Genomic DNA, 14,972 nt, shown 5'->3' with positions numbered 1-14,972 from the left:
CCCTTCCCTGGGGGTATTCAACAGACCAACGGTTACTCGGAGGCTGCAATCAGGCTGGCGTTACCGCCGGCTGCGGTGGTATCCACACACAGGTGGCGCTCAATCACGTATCGCTGATCCAGGTTGTGCTCGGTAATCAGCGGCAACAGCGCACCGTCACGCTTCATCAGTGCCCGACGATACGGCTTCAGCAGTGACGGCTTTGCACAGCTCACGATCGCCTCGAAGCCATTGACCGTTTCCACGGCATCCGGCTCCAGGCGGCCTTCCATGCCGACAACTGGCAGGCCGGCCTTGGCGGCACGCTCCACGGTGTGAGTGATACCCGGTGCAATCACCACCGCTTTATTACCCTGAGCCAGAGCCATCGTCATCTGTTCGATGGCGGTTTCCTTATCCGGGCCGAGACACAGCACGGTGCCACGGGCGTGGTTGCTCAGAATGTTGCTCTCCCCGGTTGGCCCGGGCATTTCCTCGGCGTGGGCATCCAGTGGCTGTGGAACCGAATCAAAGAGTTGTTTCATGATCTCGATTCGCGCTTCTGGCTGCTGGGTGTCCATCTTGCCAAGCTTGCCGATCAGGCTCTCCAGCTTCCTCGCATCCACTTTCTCGTCAATGGACTCCGTCGGGCGCTGGACTGTCTCACCCTTCATGAACCGGCGCACATACTGGGGACCACCGGCTTTCGGGCCGGTGCCAGAGAGGCCTTCGCCACCAAATGGCTGCGAGCCCACGATTGCACCGATCTGGTTCCGGTTGACGTAGGTGTTACCCACCTTGATGCGGCTGGCTATGCGATCAACCCGCCGATCTACCCGGCTGTGAATACCAAAGGTCAGACCGTAGCCCTTGGCATTGATGTCATCCACTACCTTATCGATGTCTTTGGCATCAAAGGTTGCCACATGAAGCACCGGGCCGAAGATCTCTTCCTCCAGATCCTCAATGCCATTGACCTTGAGCACTGCCGGAGACACAAAGTTGCCCTTGTGGGGCACTGACAGTTTCTTCAGAAGCAGGTCTTTGCTCTCGAATTTCTTGCAGTGATCGATGATTTTCTTGGCAGACGGGTCATCAATGACCGGGCCCACGTCCGTAGACAACAGCCAGGGGTCACCAATGCCAAGCTCTTCCATGGCGCCATACAGCATTTCCAGCAGGCTATCGGCAATATCTTTCTGGATGTACATCATTCGCAGCGCCGAACAGCGCTGGCCGGCACTCTGGAAAGCGGAGGCCAGCACATCGCGAACCACCTGCTCCGGAAGAGCGGTGGAATCCACGATCATGGCGTTGAGGCCGCCGGTCTCTGCCACCATGACGGCATCCGGTTCCATGTTTTCTGCCATGGCCTTGTCGATGACCTTGGCAGTGTTGGTGGAACCGGTAAAACAGACACCGGCTACGCGGGAGTCCGAGGTCAGGCCCGCACCCACAGTGGCGCCTGTCCCTGGCAGAAGCTGGATCGCATCCCTGGGAATACCCGCCTCGTGCATCAGCTCTACGGCCCGGGTGGCCAGCAGGGACGTCTGCTCGGCAGGCTTGGCCAGTACCACGTTGCCCGCCACCAGGTTTGCCAGAATCTGGCCGGTAAAAATCGCCAGCGGGAAGTTCCAGGGCGAAATACACACAACCGGCCCACGGGCTTCGCCGCTGTCTTTGTAGCGAACACCTTCGTTGGCGTAGAAGTGGGCAAAGTCCACAGCCTCACGGATCTCGGCAACCGCGTCCGACAGGGATTTACCCGCCTCCCTGCCGGTCAACGCGAACAGCTCGTAGGTGTTTTCTTCATAGAGGTCCGCCACCTTGCGCAGGCAGGCAGCGCGGTCCTCTGCCGAGGTGGCAGACCAGGATTTGAAACCTTCCTGGGCCGCGGAAATGGCCGTGTCGATATCAGCTTCGTTGGCCTGGGTAACATGGCCCACCAGATCATCCGGGTTGGCCGGGTTGCGAACCACCTGAACTTCTGTGCCCGCCACGTTGCCTGCGATCAGCGGCCCGCCTTTCCAGTGGTGTTCCTTGAAGGCACCACGGCCCTTTTCAATAGCCTCGATGGTCACCGGATCAGTGAGATCCCAGCCTTTGGAATTGCGGCGATTCTCACCAAAGATCTTGTACGGATGCACAATTGCATCGCTGGAAATGTTGCTACCCATTTCCTTGACCGAGTCGATCGGATCCTTGGCGATCTGTTCCGGCGTAATGCTGGTATCCACGATCTGGTTCACGAACGAACTGTTGGCACCATTCTCCAGCAGACGGCGCACCAGATACGCCAGCAGTTCGCGGTGGGCGCCGACCGGCGCATAGATGCGGCAGGGTACGCCACTTTCTTTCATTACCTGGTTGTGCAGGGATTCACCCATGCCGTGCAGGCGCTGAAATTCGTAATTGGCTTCCCCACGAACCCTGGCCAGCTCGAGAATGGCTGACACCGAATGCGCGTTGTGGGTCGCGAACTGCGGGTAGATGCGGTCCGTCATGTTCAGCAGCTTGGTGGAACAGGACAGGAAGGACACATCGCTACAGGCCTTGCGGGTAAACACCGGAAACCCGTCCAGGCCCATCACCTGGGCACGCTTGATCTCAGCGTCCCAGTAGGCGCCCTTGACCAGCCGCACCATGATGCGACGGTCGTATTTTTCAGCGAGCCCGTACAGCCAGTCCAGCAGGAATGACGCGCGCTTGCCATAGGCCTGCACAACCACGCCGAAGCCGTTCCAGCCAGCCAGTTCAGGGTCGCTCAACAGCTCCTCGATGACGTCCATCGAGAGGTCCAGCCGGTCCTGCTCTTCGGCATCAATATTGAAGCCCATGTTGGCGGCAGCCGCTTTTTTGACCAGCCGCCTGGCTCTGGGCAGCAGCTCACTCATCACCCGCTCTTTGTTGCCGTACTCATACCGGGCCAGCAGAGCGGAGAGCTTGACCGAAATGCCCGGATTCTTGCGAACGTCGCCCTGGCAATGTTTGGCGATGCTATCGATGGCGTTGGAGTAGGAATTGTAATAACCCTGGGCATCGTGATCGGTGCGGGCAGCCTCCCCCAGCATGTCATAGGAGTAGGTGTAGCCCTTTTTCATGTAGTCTTCACCGGCCTTCTGGGCTTCCTTGATGTCACGCCCGAGCACGAACTGCCGCCCCATTTCTTTCATGGCCTGACCGGCCACCATACGGATCACCGGCTCGCCCATACGCTTTAGAAGCCTGCGGAGGGTTTCGCCCACGCTCTGGCGCTCGGATTCCGTCAGCAGGTTGCTGGTCATCAGCAGGGCGATGGTTGCGGTGTTGATCAACGATGACGAGGCCTTGCCAACGTGATCGCCCCAGCTGCCGGAGGTAATCTTGTCCTCGATCAGATCGTTGATGGTCACGCTGTCCGGGACCCGCAACATGGCTTCGGCCAGACACATCAGGGCGACACCCTCTTTCGTGGTCAGCCCGTACTCCGCCAGGAACTTCTCCATGATCGTGGACTTGGCGTTTTTGCGGACACTACGAACCAGCTCCGCTGCGCGGGCGGAAATTGCTTTTCTCTCTTCCTGGGTCAACTGAGCGCCAGCAATCATTTCACTGATGACGGTGTATTCATCGGCCAGATAGTAATTGCGAACGGCCTGCCTGCTATCGACGAGTTCAGGCGTCACTGATTGCTGCGGTCTCATAGTTGTACCCTCATATTTATGTATCTTTTTGGTCACTCCCCGCATTTTACCGAGAACGACAAAGACTATTTGACTGTAAAAACCAGACAGGCGTACCTTAAAGGCTTTTTTGACAAGCCAATTTTTAGTTTCTTCCTGTCATACAATCCCTGTTCAGGCAGAATCACTGAATCAACAGATCATTCCGCCTTCGCCGCCAGCTCCCGTAGCATGCTGTGGGCCACCGAGAAGACCGCGCAGTCCACCTCGTTCGCCGCTTGCATGTCGTCCAGCATCCGGTGCCAGCGTGTCAGAGGCGCCTGCTTTTCGTGACGCCAGACTTCCAGCAGATCCTCCGGCGATACCTTGTCGCCCTCTCCCTCAGGCGCCACGGTAAACACACTCCACGTCAGGTTCCTCAACTGATGATCCAGCTCATCACGGTAATGAAGCGTTGCCATCACCTGCCAGTGGCCACGGGCCTTGAAGTCAAGCATCTGGCGATCCAGCCAGGTCAGGTTAAGACCTTCCCCGAGACTGAAGTACACCCGGGCCACCGCCTCCAGATCCTGCTCAAGCTGGCGGCCAATCTCGATGATATCCATCAGCCAGTACCGGCTTTCAGCGGATGCGCAGTATGCCGCCAGGCCCTGCGGAACTGTCTGCTTACAGTACCTATCATAGCGTTCCTTCCACCGACTTGCAGGAATCACTGCTTCCAGGCTCTCGGTCGAAGCCAATACGTCGGTCAGGGGTCCCTGGTAATGCGCAACGCAGGATCGTGGATCCAGGTCGCCAAGACGGGCGTGCAGCAGCCAGCTGGTGCTTCGCGTCACGAGGCGTATGATGTCACCGAACAATTCCGCCTGGACGTCGGGACCAATCCTGCCATCCAATCCTTCTGTCGCCTTCCACTGAGTCTCTACGTCATGGATCTGCAGGGAGATCAGGTAAGCCGCGGCAATCCGGCCGCAGTCAGCGCCGGTGGCATTACGGATTTTATCCGCCCAGCTGATACCCATTCGATTGACGATGTCGTTGGCAATCTGGGTGGCAACAATCTCCGCACGCAGTGGATGCCCATCGATTGCCGCCGGAAAGTGCTCCAGCAGCGAGGCCGGAAACGCTGAATACAGCGCCCGGGCAAAGCGATGATCGTGAACAATGGGCGTTGTGAGCAACACCTGTTTGAGTTCAATCTTGGCGTAGGAAATCAGCACCGAAAGCTCGGGACGAGTGAAGCCCGAACCGCGTTGGCGCCGCTCCGTGAGTTCCTCGTCATCGGGCAGGAACTCCAGAGACCGGTCGAGCCTGCCCTCTGCCTCCAGCCGCCTCATAAGGCGCTCGTGCTCATCCATGGTGGCAACCGAGCCGCTTTGGGCAAGGCTTAACGCCATCGCCTGGCGATAATTGTTGCTCAGCACCAGCTCCGCCACCTCGCCCGTCATTGCCCTGAGCATCTCATTACGCTGGTCAAGGGTCATCTGTCCCCGGCGCACCTGCTCATTAAGCAGGATCTTGATGTTCACTTCGTGGTCGGAGCAATCCACGCCGCCGGCATTATCGATAAAGTCAGTGTTGGCGGCCCCGCCGGCCCGGGCAAAATCAATGCGGCCAAGCTGGGTGAAGCCCAGGTTTCCGCCTTCACCAAGCACCCGGCAACGTAGCTGATGGCTGTCGACTCTGACGGCATCATTGGATTTGTCACCAACGTCCTCGTGAGATTCACTCGCCGATTTCACATAGGTACCAATCCCGCCGTTCCAGAGCATGTCGACAGGCGCCTTCAGCAGCGCCCTGATCAACTCGTTGGGCGGCAGGCGATCCACCCTCACATCCAGGCAGGCCTGCATCTGCGGGGACAGGGGAATCCACTTTGCAGCACGGGAGAAGACTCCGCCTCCTTCACTGATCAGTTGCTCGTTATAGTCCGCCCAGCTCGATACCGGCAACTCGAACAGCCGTTTGCGCTCCGCAAACGATGCGACCGGCTCCGGTGCCGGGTCCACAAAGATATGAAGGTGGTTAAACGCGCCAATCAGTCGAATCCGGTCCGACAACAGCATGCCATTGCCGAACACATCGCCGCCCATGTCGCCGATGCCAACCACGGTGAATGCTTCGCTCTGGGTATCGATACCCTTCTCCAGGAAGTGGCGCTTGACCGATTCCCAGGCTCCCCGGGCGGTAATCCCCATCTTCTTGTGGTCATAGCCCTCACTGCCCCCGGATGCGAACGCATCCCCGAGCCAGAAGCCGTACTCATGGGCCAGCCGGTTGGCGATGTCAGAAAAGGTAGCGGTACCCTTGTCGGCAGCCACAACCAGGTAGGTGTCGTCGCCATCGTGGCGGACCACCTCGGGTGGCGGCACAACCTCGCCCTCATTGAGGTTGTCGGTCAGATCAAGCAATCCACGGATGAACGTCTGGTAGCAGGTGATGCCTTCCTCCCTCAACGCCTCCCGGGAACCGTCTTCCGGCGGGTGCTTGACAATAAAGCCACCCTTGGCACCTACCGGCACAATGACCGAGTTCTTCACCTGTTGCGCCTTGACCAGCCCCAGAACCTCTGTCCGATAGTCCTCTTTGCGGTCTGACCAGCGCAACCCACCCCGGGCCACCGGGCCTGCCCTGAGGTGGACCCCTTCAACCCTCGGTGAGCATACAAACACCTCGAAATGCGGGCAGGGTTTGGGAATATCCGGGATAGAAGATGGGTCCAGCTTCAGCGAGAGATAACCCTTGAACTCGCCGGTATCCTGATGCTGGAAATAATTGGTCCGCAGGGTCGCCTTGATAAGGACATAAAAACGCCTGAGAATCCGGTCGTCATCAAGACTTTTCACGTCATCGAGGGCGTCGAGAATGCCATTCTCAACGCGCTCAGCCTCTGACTCCCGGCGCTCCGCCAGAATGGCGTCCGGGTTGAACCTGGCGTTGAACAGGGCAATCAGCAGTGAGGTAATATCCAGGTGACGGGCCAGGGTGTCGGCAATAAATGGCTGGCTGAACCCGAAACGCAGTTGTTTGATGTAGCGGGAATAGGCCCGCAATACGCTGACTTCCCGCCATCCCAGGCTCGCTGCCATCATTAACTGATTGAAGTCATCGTTTTCCGCAAAGCCATTCCATATTTCACGAAAACCCTCTTGCAGCAGGGGCTTGGCCTTTTCAATATCGGCATCACGGCAACGGGAATGGAACTGCACGGTGAAATCACTGACACCAAACTGCTCTCCGTCCCGCCGCTGAATGCGATACGGGTGCTCACCCAGTACCCGCATGCCAAGGTTCTCCAGGATCGGAATCACATCGGAAAGGATGACCGACTTACCCTGACTGTAAAGCTTGAAACTCAACTCCTGTGCGCCCTGTTCAGCGGGCTGATAGAATCGCATGGGAACGTCGGAAGTCACGGCAATGGACTGGATCTGCTGAATGTCTTCAACAGCCTCCTCGATCGAAAATTTCGATCGGTAGCTTGACGGAAAACCGCCGCTGAACATGCCGGCAAAGCCTTTCCCCGGGCCCTCTCCCAGGACCTCGACCAACTGCCGTAGCAGCGCATCATCCCAGGACCGTGACTCCTCCAGCATGGTGGCAACAATTTCCCGCAGGTTTCGCGAGTCGTCAGGGTCGTAATCTTCGCCTTCAAGGGCATCTGAGAGTTGTTCCAGCAGGGTTTGTTTTTGTCGCGAATCGGGCTGGGACATCTGAAATCTCCGGGGCTATCAAATGGCGTATGTATGACTGGACACCCCCAGTATAGACAACTCCCCGAAGGCTCTTTGCCCATATCGTTTTAAAATGCAGGTATTTTGATTATATTCGTCTCCATAAACAGCCTTAAATCAAGCCGGGAAAACACGTTATGGTCGAACTGGACAGAATCGATCACTCCATCATCCGCGAGCTGCAGAAGCACGCACGGATTACCGTGACGGAGCTCGCCTCCCGGGTGGGACTGTCCAAAACGCCCTGCCAGGTTCGCATGCGGCGCCTTGAAGAACAGGGTTACATCACCGGCTATACCGCACTGGTCAACCAATCCAAACTGGGGCAAAGCCACATTGCATTCGCGCAGGTCACCCTTAACGACACCAGCAGCAACGCCCTTGCAGCCTTCAACAACGCGGCAAAACAGATCTCGGCAGTGGAGCAATGCCACATGATCGCCGGCAACTTTGATTACTTGCTCAAAGTGCGTACACGGAACATGGCCGAGTACCGGCAGGTGCTGGGAGAGCAGATATCCGCCCTGCCCCACGTATTGCAAACCAGTACATTTGTGGTGATGGAAAACGTCAAGGATGCTGGAATTTGACACGCGTAACAGAGAGAACGTAATGAAACCCTTACTGCTGAACGCCGACATGGGGGAGAGTTTCGGCCCCTGGGTAATGGGGCTGGATCACGAGGTGATGCCTCACGTGGATCTGGCCAACATCGCCTGCGGTTTTCACGCATCCGATCCGGATGTCATGCGGCGCACGGTCCGCATGGCGGCGGAACATTCGGTCGGGGTCGGCGCGCATCCGGCCTACCCGGACCTCGTCGGGTTCGGTCGTCGCCCCATGGCCTGTTCGCCGGCAGAAATTGAAAATCTGGTGCTCTACCAGGTTGGCGCCCTGACGGCAATTTGCCGGGCGGAAGGCACTGAGGTCCGCTATGTGAAGCCCCACGGTGCCTTGTACAACGACATGGCCAGCGATCCGGCAGTTTTCAGTGCTGTTGCCCGGGCCATCCTGGCACTCGACCCCGAACTGCCATTGATGACCCTGGCAACCCGCGACACGTCTTCCATTCGGGCACTGGCACTTGAGCATGGCATCAACCTGTGGTTCGAGGCCTTCGCCGACCGCGCCTATGACCATGGCGGACTGCTTGTGTCGCGGGCAAATCCGGGCGCCGTCCATCGTGATCACGGGACGATCATTGAACAGGCCCGGCGCATTGCCAGCGGTCAGCCGTTAACCACGATTGATGGCAGCGACCTGCTCCTGACTGCCGACACCCTGTGTGTGCACGGCGATAATGAGGAATCAATAGCGTCCGTGCGCGCCATCCGGCAAATGCTCAATACCCTTTACGGTCGGGCATGAACTCTCCGCGGCTGCCCTGCCTGGAACGGGCCGGCCTCGATGGCTGGATGGTGAGATTGTTCAACACCATTGAAGAAAACAACCTGCTGTGGCTGACCGCCCTTGGCGAGGATTGCGAGGCGGCCTTCGGCGACGCACTGGTAGACCTGGTGCCCTCCTACACCACGCTGTTGGTGGTTTTTGATCCGCTTCGCATGACACCCTGCGAGGCCAGGCAGCAGCTCGTCGACATACTGGCGTGCCTCAAACCTGCGGAAGCCGGTGCCGACGGCAGACTTCACGAACTGCCCACCCGGTATGATCAGCAAACCGGCCCCGACCTGCAGCGGGTCGCCGAGCTGTCTGGGCTGTCGGTCGAATCAGTGATTGAAGCCCATAGCAGCCGGGAATATCGGGTGTTCGCCCTGGGTTTTGCCCCGGGGTTCGCCTTCATGGGATTACTGGACCAGGCATTGATCTGTCCCCGCCTGGACACACCGCGCCAGAAAGTGCCCGCTGGCAGCGTGGCCATTGCCGGGCAGCAGACCGCCGCCTACCCGATGGCCACACCCGGCGGCTGGAATTTGATCGGCCACACCCCAGTGCGCCTGTTCGATCGCAACCGCGACGGGTTCAGCCTGCTTCGAGTAGGTGATCGGGTTAGCTTCGTGCCGATGGAGCGGGCCTGTGATTGAGCGCACTCTGAGCGGCTTCCGTGTATCCCGCGCCGGCCCCCTCGCCCTGCTCCAGGACTCAGGGCGTTTCGGGGTCCGGCACCTGGGCGTAACCCAGGGTGGGCCGGCGGACCTGCACGCCTGGGCCTGGGCCAACAGCCTGACCGGCAATGCCTGGGGTACAGGGGTGCTGGAAATCACCTTCGGCGGATTGGAACTGGTCGCCGAGGGAGATTTGACCATTGCCCTGACCGGCGCCGACCTGGGTATCAAACACAACCGGCAACCCGCGCCCCGGTGGCGGACTCTGGCCGTCGCAGCCGGTGACACCCTTACCTTCGGCACACCGGCCAACGGCTTGCGCGCCTACCTCGCTGTGTCGGGCGGTTTCCGTGGCGATACCGTTCTGGGCAGCTCCGCCTGCGTAGTGCGGGAACAGCTCGGGGGATTTGACGGCCAGGGAAACAGCCTGCGCGAGGGTGACACACTGACCGTGAACCGGGCCGGGACCCCGCCAGCCCAACGGGCTGCACCGGAGTCAGAGCGTCATGATTACCGCCAGATGGCCATACTGGACCTGCTCCCCGGAGCCCAGATAGCAGCATTCACCGGCAGGAGCCTGTTTGATGCATTCAATGCCGAATGGCGAGTGGACCAGCGCGCCGATCGCATGGGGGTCCGGCTCACCGGCCCCGCACTGCAATGCAGCATTGGTTCGCTGATATCGGAAGGGATTTCCCTGGGTGCGGTTCAGGTGCCACCAGACGGTCAGCCTATCGCACTGCTGAATGACCGACAGACCATTGGCGGTTATCCCCGCCTGGGCAACCTCACACCCATGGCTGCCAGCCGCCTGGCCCAGTGCATGCCGGGCCAGGCCGTGAGATTCCGGGCCGCCGGCATCGACAGCACGCTGCGGCAGCACCGGCGATTTCTGCAAGAGCACGCAGCTGCCAGTGCCTGCTGAGTAACCGGCCTGGGGCGAGTCCCGCTCAGGCGCGCCCCAGGAACCGGCGCTCTTCCACATTGACCCTGATGCGATCGCCAGTGGAAATGTGCTCGGGCACCTGGACAACCAGCCCCGTGGTGAGTCTGGCAGGTTTGGTCCGGGCAGTGGCAGAACCGCCCTTCACCGAGGGGTCTGTTTCCTCTATCAGCAGGTCCACTGTCGGTGGCAGATCCAGAGCGACCGGCGCATCGCTTACAAGAACGACCATCAGGCCCTGGGTGTCTTCGTTGATAAACAGCAGCTCTTCGGCAATCGCCTCAGCATTCAGGCTGTACTGGGTGTAATCCTCGCTATCCATGAAGACATACTCATCGCCATCGGAATAGGAAAACACCGCCGGCCTGCGAACCAGATCCGCCAGATTCAGCATGTCGGAATCTTTAAAGGTCTGGTCCATCTTGTAACCGGTCACGACATCATAAAGGCGCATGCGATAAAGACTGCCACCGGCCCGGCCCTGAGGCACCGACCGCTCGATGTCCTTGACGAAGTAAACGCCGCCCTCGTACTCAACTGCCGAGTTCTTCTTGATTTCACCTGCTTTTGGCATTGCTTCTGGTTCCGCAATAAAAGTGAGACATAGACGCTTGATCAGGCGCCGGGTTGTTACCCCGTAAGGCCAAGATTCTCGGCGTCCTTCAGGATGCAATCATCCAGAAGTTCGAGATACCCGGCCTTGGCCTTACGCTTGGTTTGCTGATGGGCTTTCATGTTCAGCTTCCGCAATTGCTGGGCCAGCTCATGCGCCCGCTTGATAAGCTGATCAGGCGCAACCACCTCATCCAGGAAGCCGGCCTGTACCGCACCCTCCGGTGTGAAGATTTCCGCATTGACCACGGCCCGATAGAAGTGAGCCGGCGACAGGCGGTGCCGCGCAATCTCGATACCGGCATGGTGCATGGTCATGCCAATGGCTACCTCGTTCAGGCCCAGCTTGAAGTCACCCTCGATGCCGATGCGGTAATCCACCGAGAGCAGAACAAACGCGCCCTTGGCAATGGCGTGACCACTGCAGGCACCGATCACCGGCAGCGGAAAGGCGGCGAGGCGACGCGTGAACCTTGACCCCACCGTGACCAGGGCAGACGCTTCCTTTGGCCCCTTCTGCATTTCCTTCAGGTCGTAGCCTCCGGAAAGAATCCCGGGCTGCCCGGTCAGAATGACCACGGCCTTGTCTTCTTCGGCGCGATCAAAGGCCTGATTCAGCGCTTCAAACACCTCATGGCTAAGGGCATTTGCCTTGCCGTTACTGATCGTGATTGTGGCAACGCCATCTTCCAACTGGTAATTTACAAGGTCCGTCACCGGCATATCCTCTTGCTGAAGTTGTCTTTCAAGGTGGTGAACTTTGCCAGCTTCTGCCGGAACCCGCCACCCTCCGGTACTCGCTATTTGGCTGCCGGTTTCAGAGGCTCGCCAGCTCGTCCTGAAGGTCGCGCTTTAATTCTTCAGGACCGGTAATCCACAGGGTGTCATCCCGGCCCGGAAATACACCCACCTCCAGACCGTCTCTAGTCAGGCCAGGGACCCATTTTTTGAAAAAATCGGGCAGGGAAATGCTCTTCGGTGAGAGGTCATCAGAGCCCTTTGCGTATTCGGCCGCAAAGGCCGAGCTGGGCCAGACCGGCAGGTGGGCGATATCGCCGTCTCCGGATTCAATTTTCAGGAAACGGTTCTCCGCATTCACCAGAATCCAGATCTCCCGCTCCTCACCAACCAGGCTCAGGAAGTAGTCATACCGATCCTCACCGTTGAGCTCCAGGATCTGGTTCAGCTCATCATTATTCATAGTTTTCACCAACAGTTACGCTGCGTTAAGATTGCTTGCCCCGCTCACCTGCTACACTTTCATGTTCAGGGCTCACGTGGGTCCTGGATTATGGTTCCACAAGCACACTATAAGGAAATTGGAATGGCAAGCACGAAACTCCTTGGTCTCGTTCTGCTCGTCGTAGGCGTTGCCCTGCTTTTCTTCGGCTATCAATCCACACAGTCAGTCGGGGACCAGATCACCGAAACACTTACCGGCCGCTTTACGGATGAAACCATGTGGTACCTGATTGGGGGCGCCGCAGCGGTGGTTGCCGGCGGATTTCTGGCATTCGTCAGAAAATAATCATTACGGGAGATCAGCCTTATGACGCTTCATCTTGAACTCGCTCCCCTGATCAGTCTCGGCGCCGGCATTGCCATCCTGGTATTTCCAAAGCTGCTCAACTACATCGTGGCAGGTTACCTGATCGTTCTCGGCGTTCTGGGATTGCTGGGCCATTCTTTCTGAAGGAAAAGAACTCCCGGTTATTGTCTGCGGGGTGTCATTTACTAGAAACTCGACCTTCCCCGCAACAGTACCTGTAACCGATCAATGCTGTCATCACCATCCAGCGGGAATGCAAAATCCAGATGGGCCATCCGTTGGACCTCAATGCGGCTGGACGCCAGCCGCAAGCCAAAGCCCACGTCCTTCAGTACCCCGTCATCCGGGCCACTGTTGCGACCGTCTTCGAACCAGGCCCGCCCCACGTCAGTAAACACCACCCCTCCGAGGCGAAACAACTTGAACGGGTGCCAATCCGGGAAGTATCGGCGCTCGAGTGTCCACAGCGCTCGCCGGTCACCCTGCTGGTAATCACTGGGATAACCGCGCAGGCCATTTTCACCACCGATCAGTAGCTGCTGGTCCACGGTCAGGTTGTGCGCTGCGGTGAGGGAAAGATTGGTATACCAGCTGTTCCAGCGCACGGATCCACCGTAAAAGTATTCCAGGCTGAGCGTGCCCTGCAGATTCTCGACACGATCTTCATCCAGTCGGTAGGTTCCACTCTGGCTGAGCCCGTAGCGGGCATAATTGGTTTCGGTGGCAACAAGCGCATCCTCGAAATCCATGTTCAACACAACGCGGTCTTCGGTGGCCCCCAGGCCCGGAGAGGAGTAACCCAGTTCCGTGCGCCATACAAACCCATCCCGCACGTCCTCAACCCGCTGCAGACGGGTAAGGTTTGTCATCTCCCGGAAGCGATTCTCGCGATAGTCGAAACCGATCCAGGGATAGCTCAGAGTCCGGTCGTCCGGCAGCAGGTCGAGGGCCGGTTCGTCCGGCAGGCGCTCAAACTCCAGAGCGTCGTAACGGAAGCCGGCAAGCAGCCGAAGCTGGCGGTCATTACGCTCTGCCAGCCGCCATCCCGCATCAATGCTCGCAAATTCCTGGCTTCGACGATAATCCGCGATGGCTTCGGCAGCCACAAACCGGGATTCTTCCCGCACGTCGTCCACACCACTGAGCCCAAAGCGCCATTGTGCACGCTCGCTGAAGAAAGGGCGCTCCAGGTAGGCGCTGCGGCCGCGACCATCGCTGCGTTCATCGAAAGAAAACCCGGTCTGCCAGTGGGAACCAAGAACGTTGGGGTCATCAAAATCCAGGCTGGTCTCGGTGCGGTCGGGGTCCCGTGTATAGGAAATCCCCAGGCTTTTGCCGGAACCGAGAAAGTTCGGATCGGAAAGCCCGGTGTTGGTGGTATTCTCGCCACCGGAGCGGGAGCCGCCGACAGAGGGAAACAATGTCCAGGTGTCCCGCGCCAGTACGCTCACCTCTACCTCATCCCCGCAGACACGGGTCACGCCAACCCAGGCGGCGGTCAGATACTCCCGTTGACGAAGCACGCGTTCGGATTCAGAAAGCAGACCCGGCTCGTAAATATCCCCTTCGTTAAACACCAGCTGGGCGCGTAGGGCAGACTTCCACGTCGGGGTATTGAGCGTGTTCAGGGTGCGGTAGAGGAAATTGTCCTGGTCAGGATCACTGACATCAAAGATGGGCCGGCGAACGATGCGAATCTGGCCGATGCGGGCCCCTTCCGGGATCACCAGATCGCCCTGGCGGGCGAGCTGGTCCCGGGGCTGGTCAAGATCAATTGACTCTGGCTGCACCTCGCTGGCAATGCAGCGGCCAGGGTCTGGCTCGATCCCCGCTGCCGGGCCGGAAAGCGTCAGTCCCGAAAGCAGGAAGGCGTACCCTGATCCCTTTACTGCACGGGTCATGATCGCTCCCGGGTTATCGAATGCCTTGAGACTGCAGCCACTGGCTGATCTGCGCCTGATTCATGGCACCACTCTGGCGGGCCACTTCCCGGCCGTTCTGAAACAGGATCAGGGTGGGAATGCTGCGAATACCCAACTGGCCTGCTGGTGCCTGGGCCTGCTCGGTATTCAGCTTCGCGAAACGGACTTTTCCCCGCCATTCCTTCGCTGCCTGCTCGAACTGGGGCGCCATCGCTTTGCAGGGCCCACACCAGCTCGCCCAGAAATCCACCAGTACCGGGACGTCACTTCGCCCGGTATGGGCAGCGAAGCTCTGGTCGGTCAGTTCCAGAACCTGATCCGGCCACAACGGCTGTTTACAGGCGCCACAATTACCACCGGAAGCCAGTTTATCGGCGGGCACCCGGTTTACTTTGTGGCAGTGTGGACACACCAGGTGTCGGATATCGGATGTCATTGGTCAGCCTCTTTTCATCTATTAACTGATATTTCAGGAGCCTAACATGGATTGTCGGGAACGCCAGTACCC

At 58.8% G+C, this 14,972-nt stretch carries 13 protein-coding genes; 6 read left to right on the top strand and 7 right to left on the bottom strand.

What is annotated here, in order from left to right; all coding sequences use genetic code 11:
• Positions 1 to 32 precede the first annotated feature (32 nt).
• Entirely contained in the window at positions 33 to 3,662 is a 3,630-nt protein-coding gene (gene putA, locus DIT71_RS14070; RefSeq protein ID WP_114613855.1) for a bifunctional proline dehydrogenase/L-glutamate gamma-semialdehyde dehydrogenase PutA, read from the bottom strand.
• A 179-nt stretch (positions 3,663 to 3,841) separates the two neighbouring features.
• A complete protein-coding gene (locus DIT71_RS14065; RefSeq protein ID WP_114613854.1) occupies positions 3,842 to 7,354 on the bottom strand; it encodes an NAD-glutamate dehydrogenase in 3,513 nt (1,170 codons plus the stop codon).
• A gap of 158 nt (positions 7,355 to 7,512) precedes the next feature.
• On the opposite strand from DIT71_RS14065, the gene DIT71_RS14060 reads away from it, so the two are divergent.
• From DIT71_RS14060 to DIT71_RS14045, 4 genes are read left to right on the top strand one after another with little or no spacing between them, the layout of a single operon-like run.
• A complete protein-coding gene (locus DIT71_RS14060) occupies positions 7,513 to 7,965 on the top strand; it encodes an Lrp/AsnC ligand binding domain-containing protein (RefSeq protein WP_114613853.1) in 453 nt (150 codons plus the stop codon).
• A 22-nt stretch (positions 7,966 to 7,987) separates the two neighbouring features.
• Entirely contained in the window at positions 7,988 to 8,743 is a 756-nt protein-coding gene (locus DIT71_RS14055) for a 5-oxoprolinase subunit PxpA (RefSeq protein WP_114614078.1), read from the top strand.
• Positions 8,740 to 9,417, top strand: a complete 678-nt coding sequence (gene pxpB / locus DIT71_RS14050; RefSeq protein WP_114613852.1) for a 5-oxoprolinase subunit PxpB — start codon at positions 8,740 to 8,742, stop codon at positions 9,415 to 9,417. Before DIT71_RS14055 ends, pxpB begins: the two co-directional genes overlap by 4 nt.
• On the top strand, positions 9,410 to 10,363 hold the full coding sequence (locus DIT71_RS14045) for a 5-oxoprolinase subunit C family protein (RefSeq protein ID WP_199491023.1): 954 nt from the start codon (positions 9,410 to 9,412) through the stop codon (positions 10,361 to 10,363). The genes pxpB and DIT71_RS14045 overlap by 8 nt, the downstream gene beginning before the upstream one ends.
• A 25-nt stretch (positions 10,364 to 10,388) precedes the next feature.
• On the opposite strand, the gene efpL is transcribed toward DIT71_RS14045, so the two are convergent.
• From efpL to DIT71_RS14030, 3 genes are all read right to left on the bottom strand, one after another.
• Complete coding sequence (efpL, locus tag DIT71_RS14040; protein WP_114613851.1) at positions 10,389 to 10,955, bottom strand: elongation factor P-like protein EfpL; 567 nt, start codon at positions 10,953 to 10,955, stop codon at positions 10,389 to 10,391.
• A gap of 56 nt (positions 10,956 to 11,011) precedes the next feature.
• The gene (locus tag DIT71_RS14035) at positions 11,012 to 11,710 is read right to left on the bottom strand and encodes a crotonase/enoyl-CoA hydratase family protein (protein ID WP_199491022.1); all 699 of its coding nucleotides are present in this window, start codon (positions 11,708 to 11,710) and stop codon (positions 11,012 to 11,014) included.
• 100 nt (positions 11,711 to 11,810) lie between these two features.
• A complete protein-coding gene (locus DIT71_RS14030) occupies positions 11,811 to 12,194 on the bottom strand; it encodes a DUF2750 domain-containing protein (RefSeq protein ID WP_114613849.1) in 384 nt (127 codons plus the stop codon).
• A gap of 123 nt (positions 12,195 to 12,317) precedes the next feature.
• Here DIT71_RS14030 and DIT71_RS14025 point away from each other — a divergent pair, with 123 nt between their 5' ends.
• On the top strand, positions 12,318 to 12,521 hold the full coding sequence (locus DIT71_RS14025) for a DUF3185 family protein (protein ID WP_114613848.1): 204 nt from the start codon (positions 12,318 to 12,320) through the stop codon (positions 12,519 to 12,521).
• Between the two features lie 21 nt (positions 12,522 to 12,542).
• Positions 12,543 to 12,686, top strand: coding sequence for a DUF3096 domain-containing protein (locus DIT71_RS14020; protein ID WP_114613847.1), 144 nt, complete (start codon positions 12,543 to 12,545; stop codon positions 12,684 to 12,686).
• A 41-nt stretch (positions 12,687 to 12,727) separates the two neighbouring features.
• Here DIT71_RS14020 and DIT71_RS14015 read toward each other — a convergent pair whose 3' ends face one another.
• Positions 12,728 to 14,443: a BamA/TamA family outer membrane protein gene (locus tag DIT71_RS14015; RefSeq protein ID WP_114613846.1), complete on the bottom strand. Its 1,716-nt coding sequence runs from the start codon at positions 14,441 to 14,443 to the stop codon at positions 12,728 to 12,730.
• 13 nt (positions 14,444 to 14,456) lie between these two features.
• Positions 14,457 to 14,900 (bottom strand): thioredoxin TrxC, encoded by a 444-nt coding sequence (trxC, locus tag DIT71_RS14010; protein WP_114613845.1) that lies wholly within the window; start codon positions 14,898 to 14,900, stop codon positions 14,457 to 14,459.
• Between the last annotated feature and the right edge of the window lie 72 nt (positions 14,901 to 14,972).

This window comes from Marinobacter vulgaris (genome assembly GCF_003344045.1).
Lineage (GTDB): Bacteria > Pseudomonadota > Gammaproteobacteria > Pseudomonadales > Oleiphilaceae > Marinobacter > Marinobacter vulgaris.
Note: the sequence above shows the minus strand (reverse complement) of the source record. Positions and strands in the feature narration are given on the sequence as shown.

What these genes read in the sequence shown, in the direction of transcription:
- DIT71_RS14065 (WP_114613854.1), bottom strand. Translation starts at nt 7,354, where the DNA reads ATGTCCCAGCCCGATTCGCGACAAAAACAAACCCTGCTGGAACAACTC.
- DIT71_RS14055 (WP_114614078.1), top strand. Translation starts at nt 7,988, where the DNA reads ATGAAACCCTTACTGCTGAACGCCGACATGGGGGAGAGTTTCGGCCCC.
- DIT71_RS14015 (WP_114613846.1), bottom strand. Translation starts at nt 14,443, where the DNA reads ATGACCCGTGCAGTAAAGGGATCAGGGTACGCCTTCCTGCTTTCGGGA.
- pxpB (WP_114613852.1), top strand. Translation starts at nt 8,740, where the DNA reads ATGAACTCTCCGCGGCTGCCCTGCCTGGAACGGGCCGGCCTCGATGGC.
- DIT71_RS14020 (WP_114613847.1), top strand. Translation starts at nt 12,543, where the DNA reads ATGACGCTTCATCTTGAACTCGCTCCCCTGATCAGTCTCGGCGCCGGC.
- putA (WP_114613855.1), bottom strand. Translation starts at nt 3,662, where the DNA reads ATGAGACCGCAGCAATCAGTGACGCCTGAACTCGTCGATAGCAGGCAG.
- DIT71_RS14060 (WP_114613853.1), top strand. Translation starts at nt 7,513, where the DNA reads ATGGTCGAACTGGACAGAATCGATCACTCCATCATCCGCGAGCTGCAG.
- trxC (WP_114613845.1), bottom strand. Translation starts at nt 14,900, where the DNA reads ATGACATCCGATATCCGACACCTGGTGTGTCCACACTGCCACAAAGTA.
- efpL (WP_114613851.1), bottom strand. Translation starts at nt 10,955, where the DNA reads ATGCCAAAAGCAGGTGAAATCAAGAAGAACTCGGCAGTTGAGTACGAG.
- DIT71_RS14030 (WP_114613849.1), bottom strand. Translation starts at nt 12,194, where the DNA reads ATGAATAATGATGAGCTGAACCAGATCCTGGAGCTCAACGGTGAGGAT.
- DIT71_RS14025 (WP_114613848.1), top strand. Translation starts at nt 12,318, where the DNA reads ATGGCAAGCACGAAACTCCTTGGTCTCGTTCTGCTCGTCGTAGGCGTT.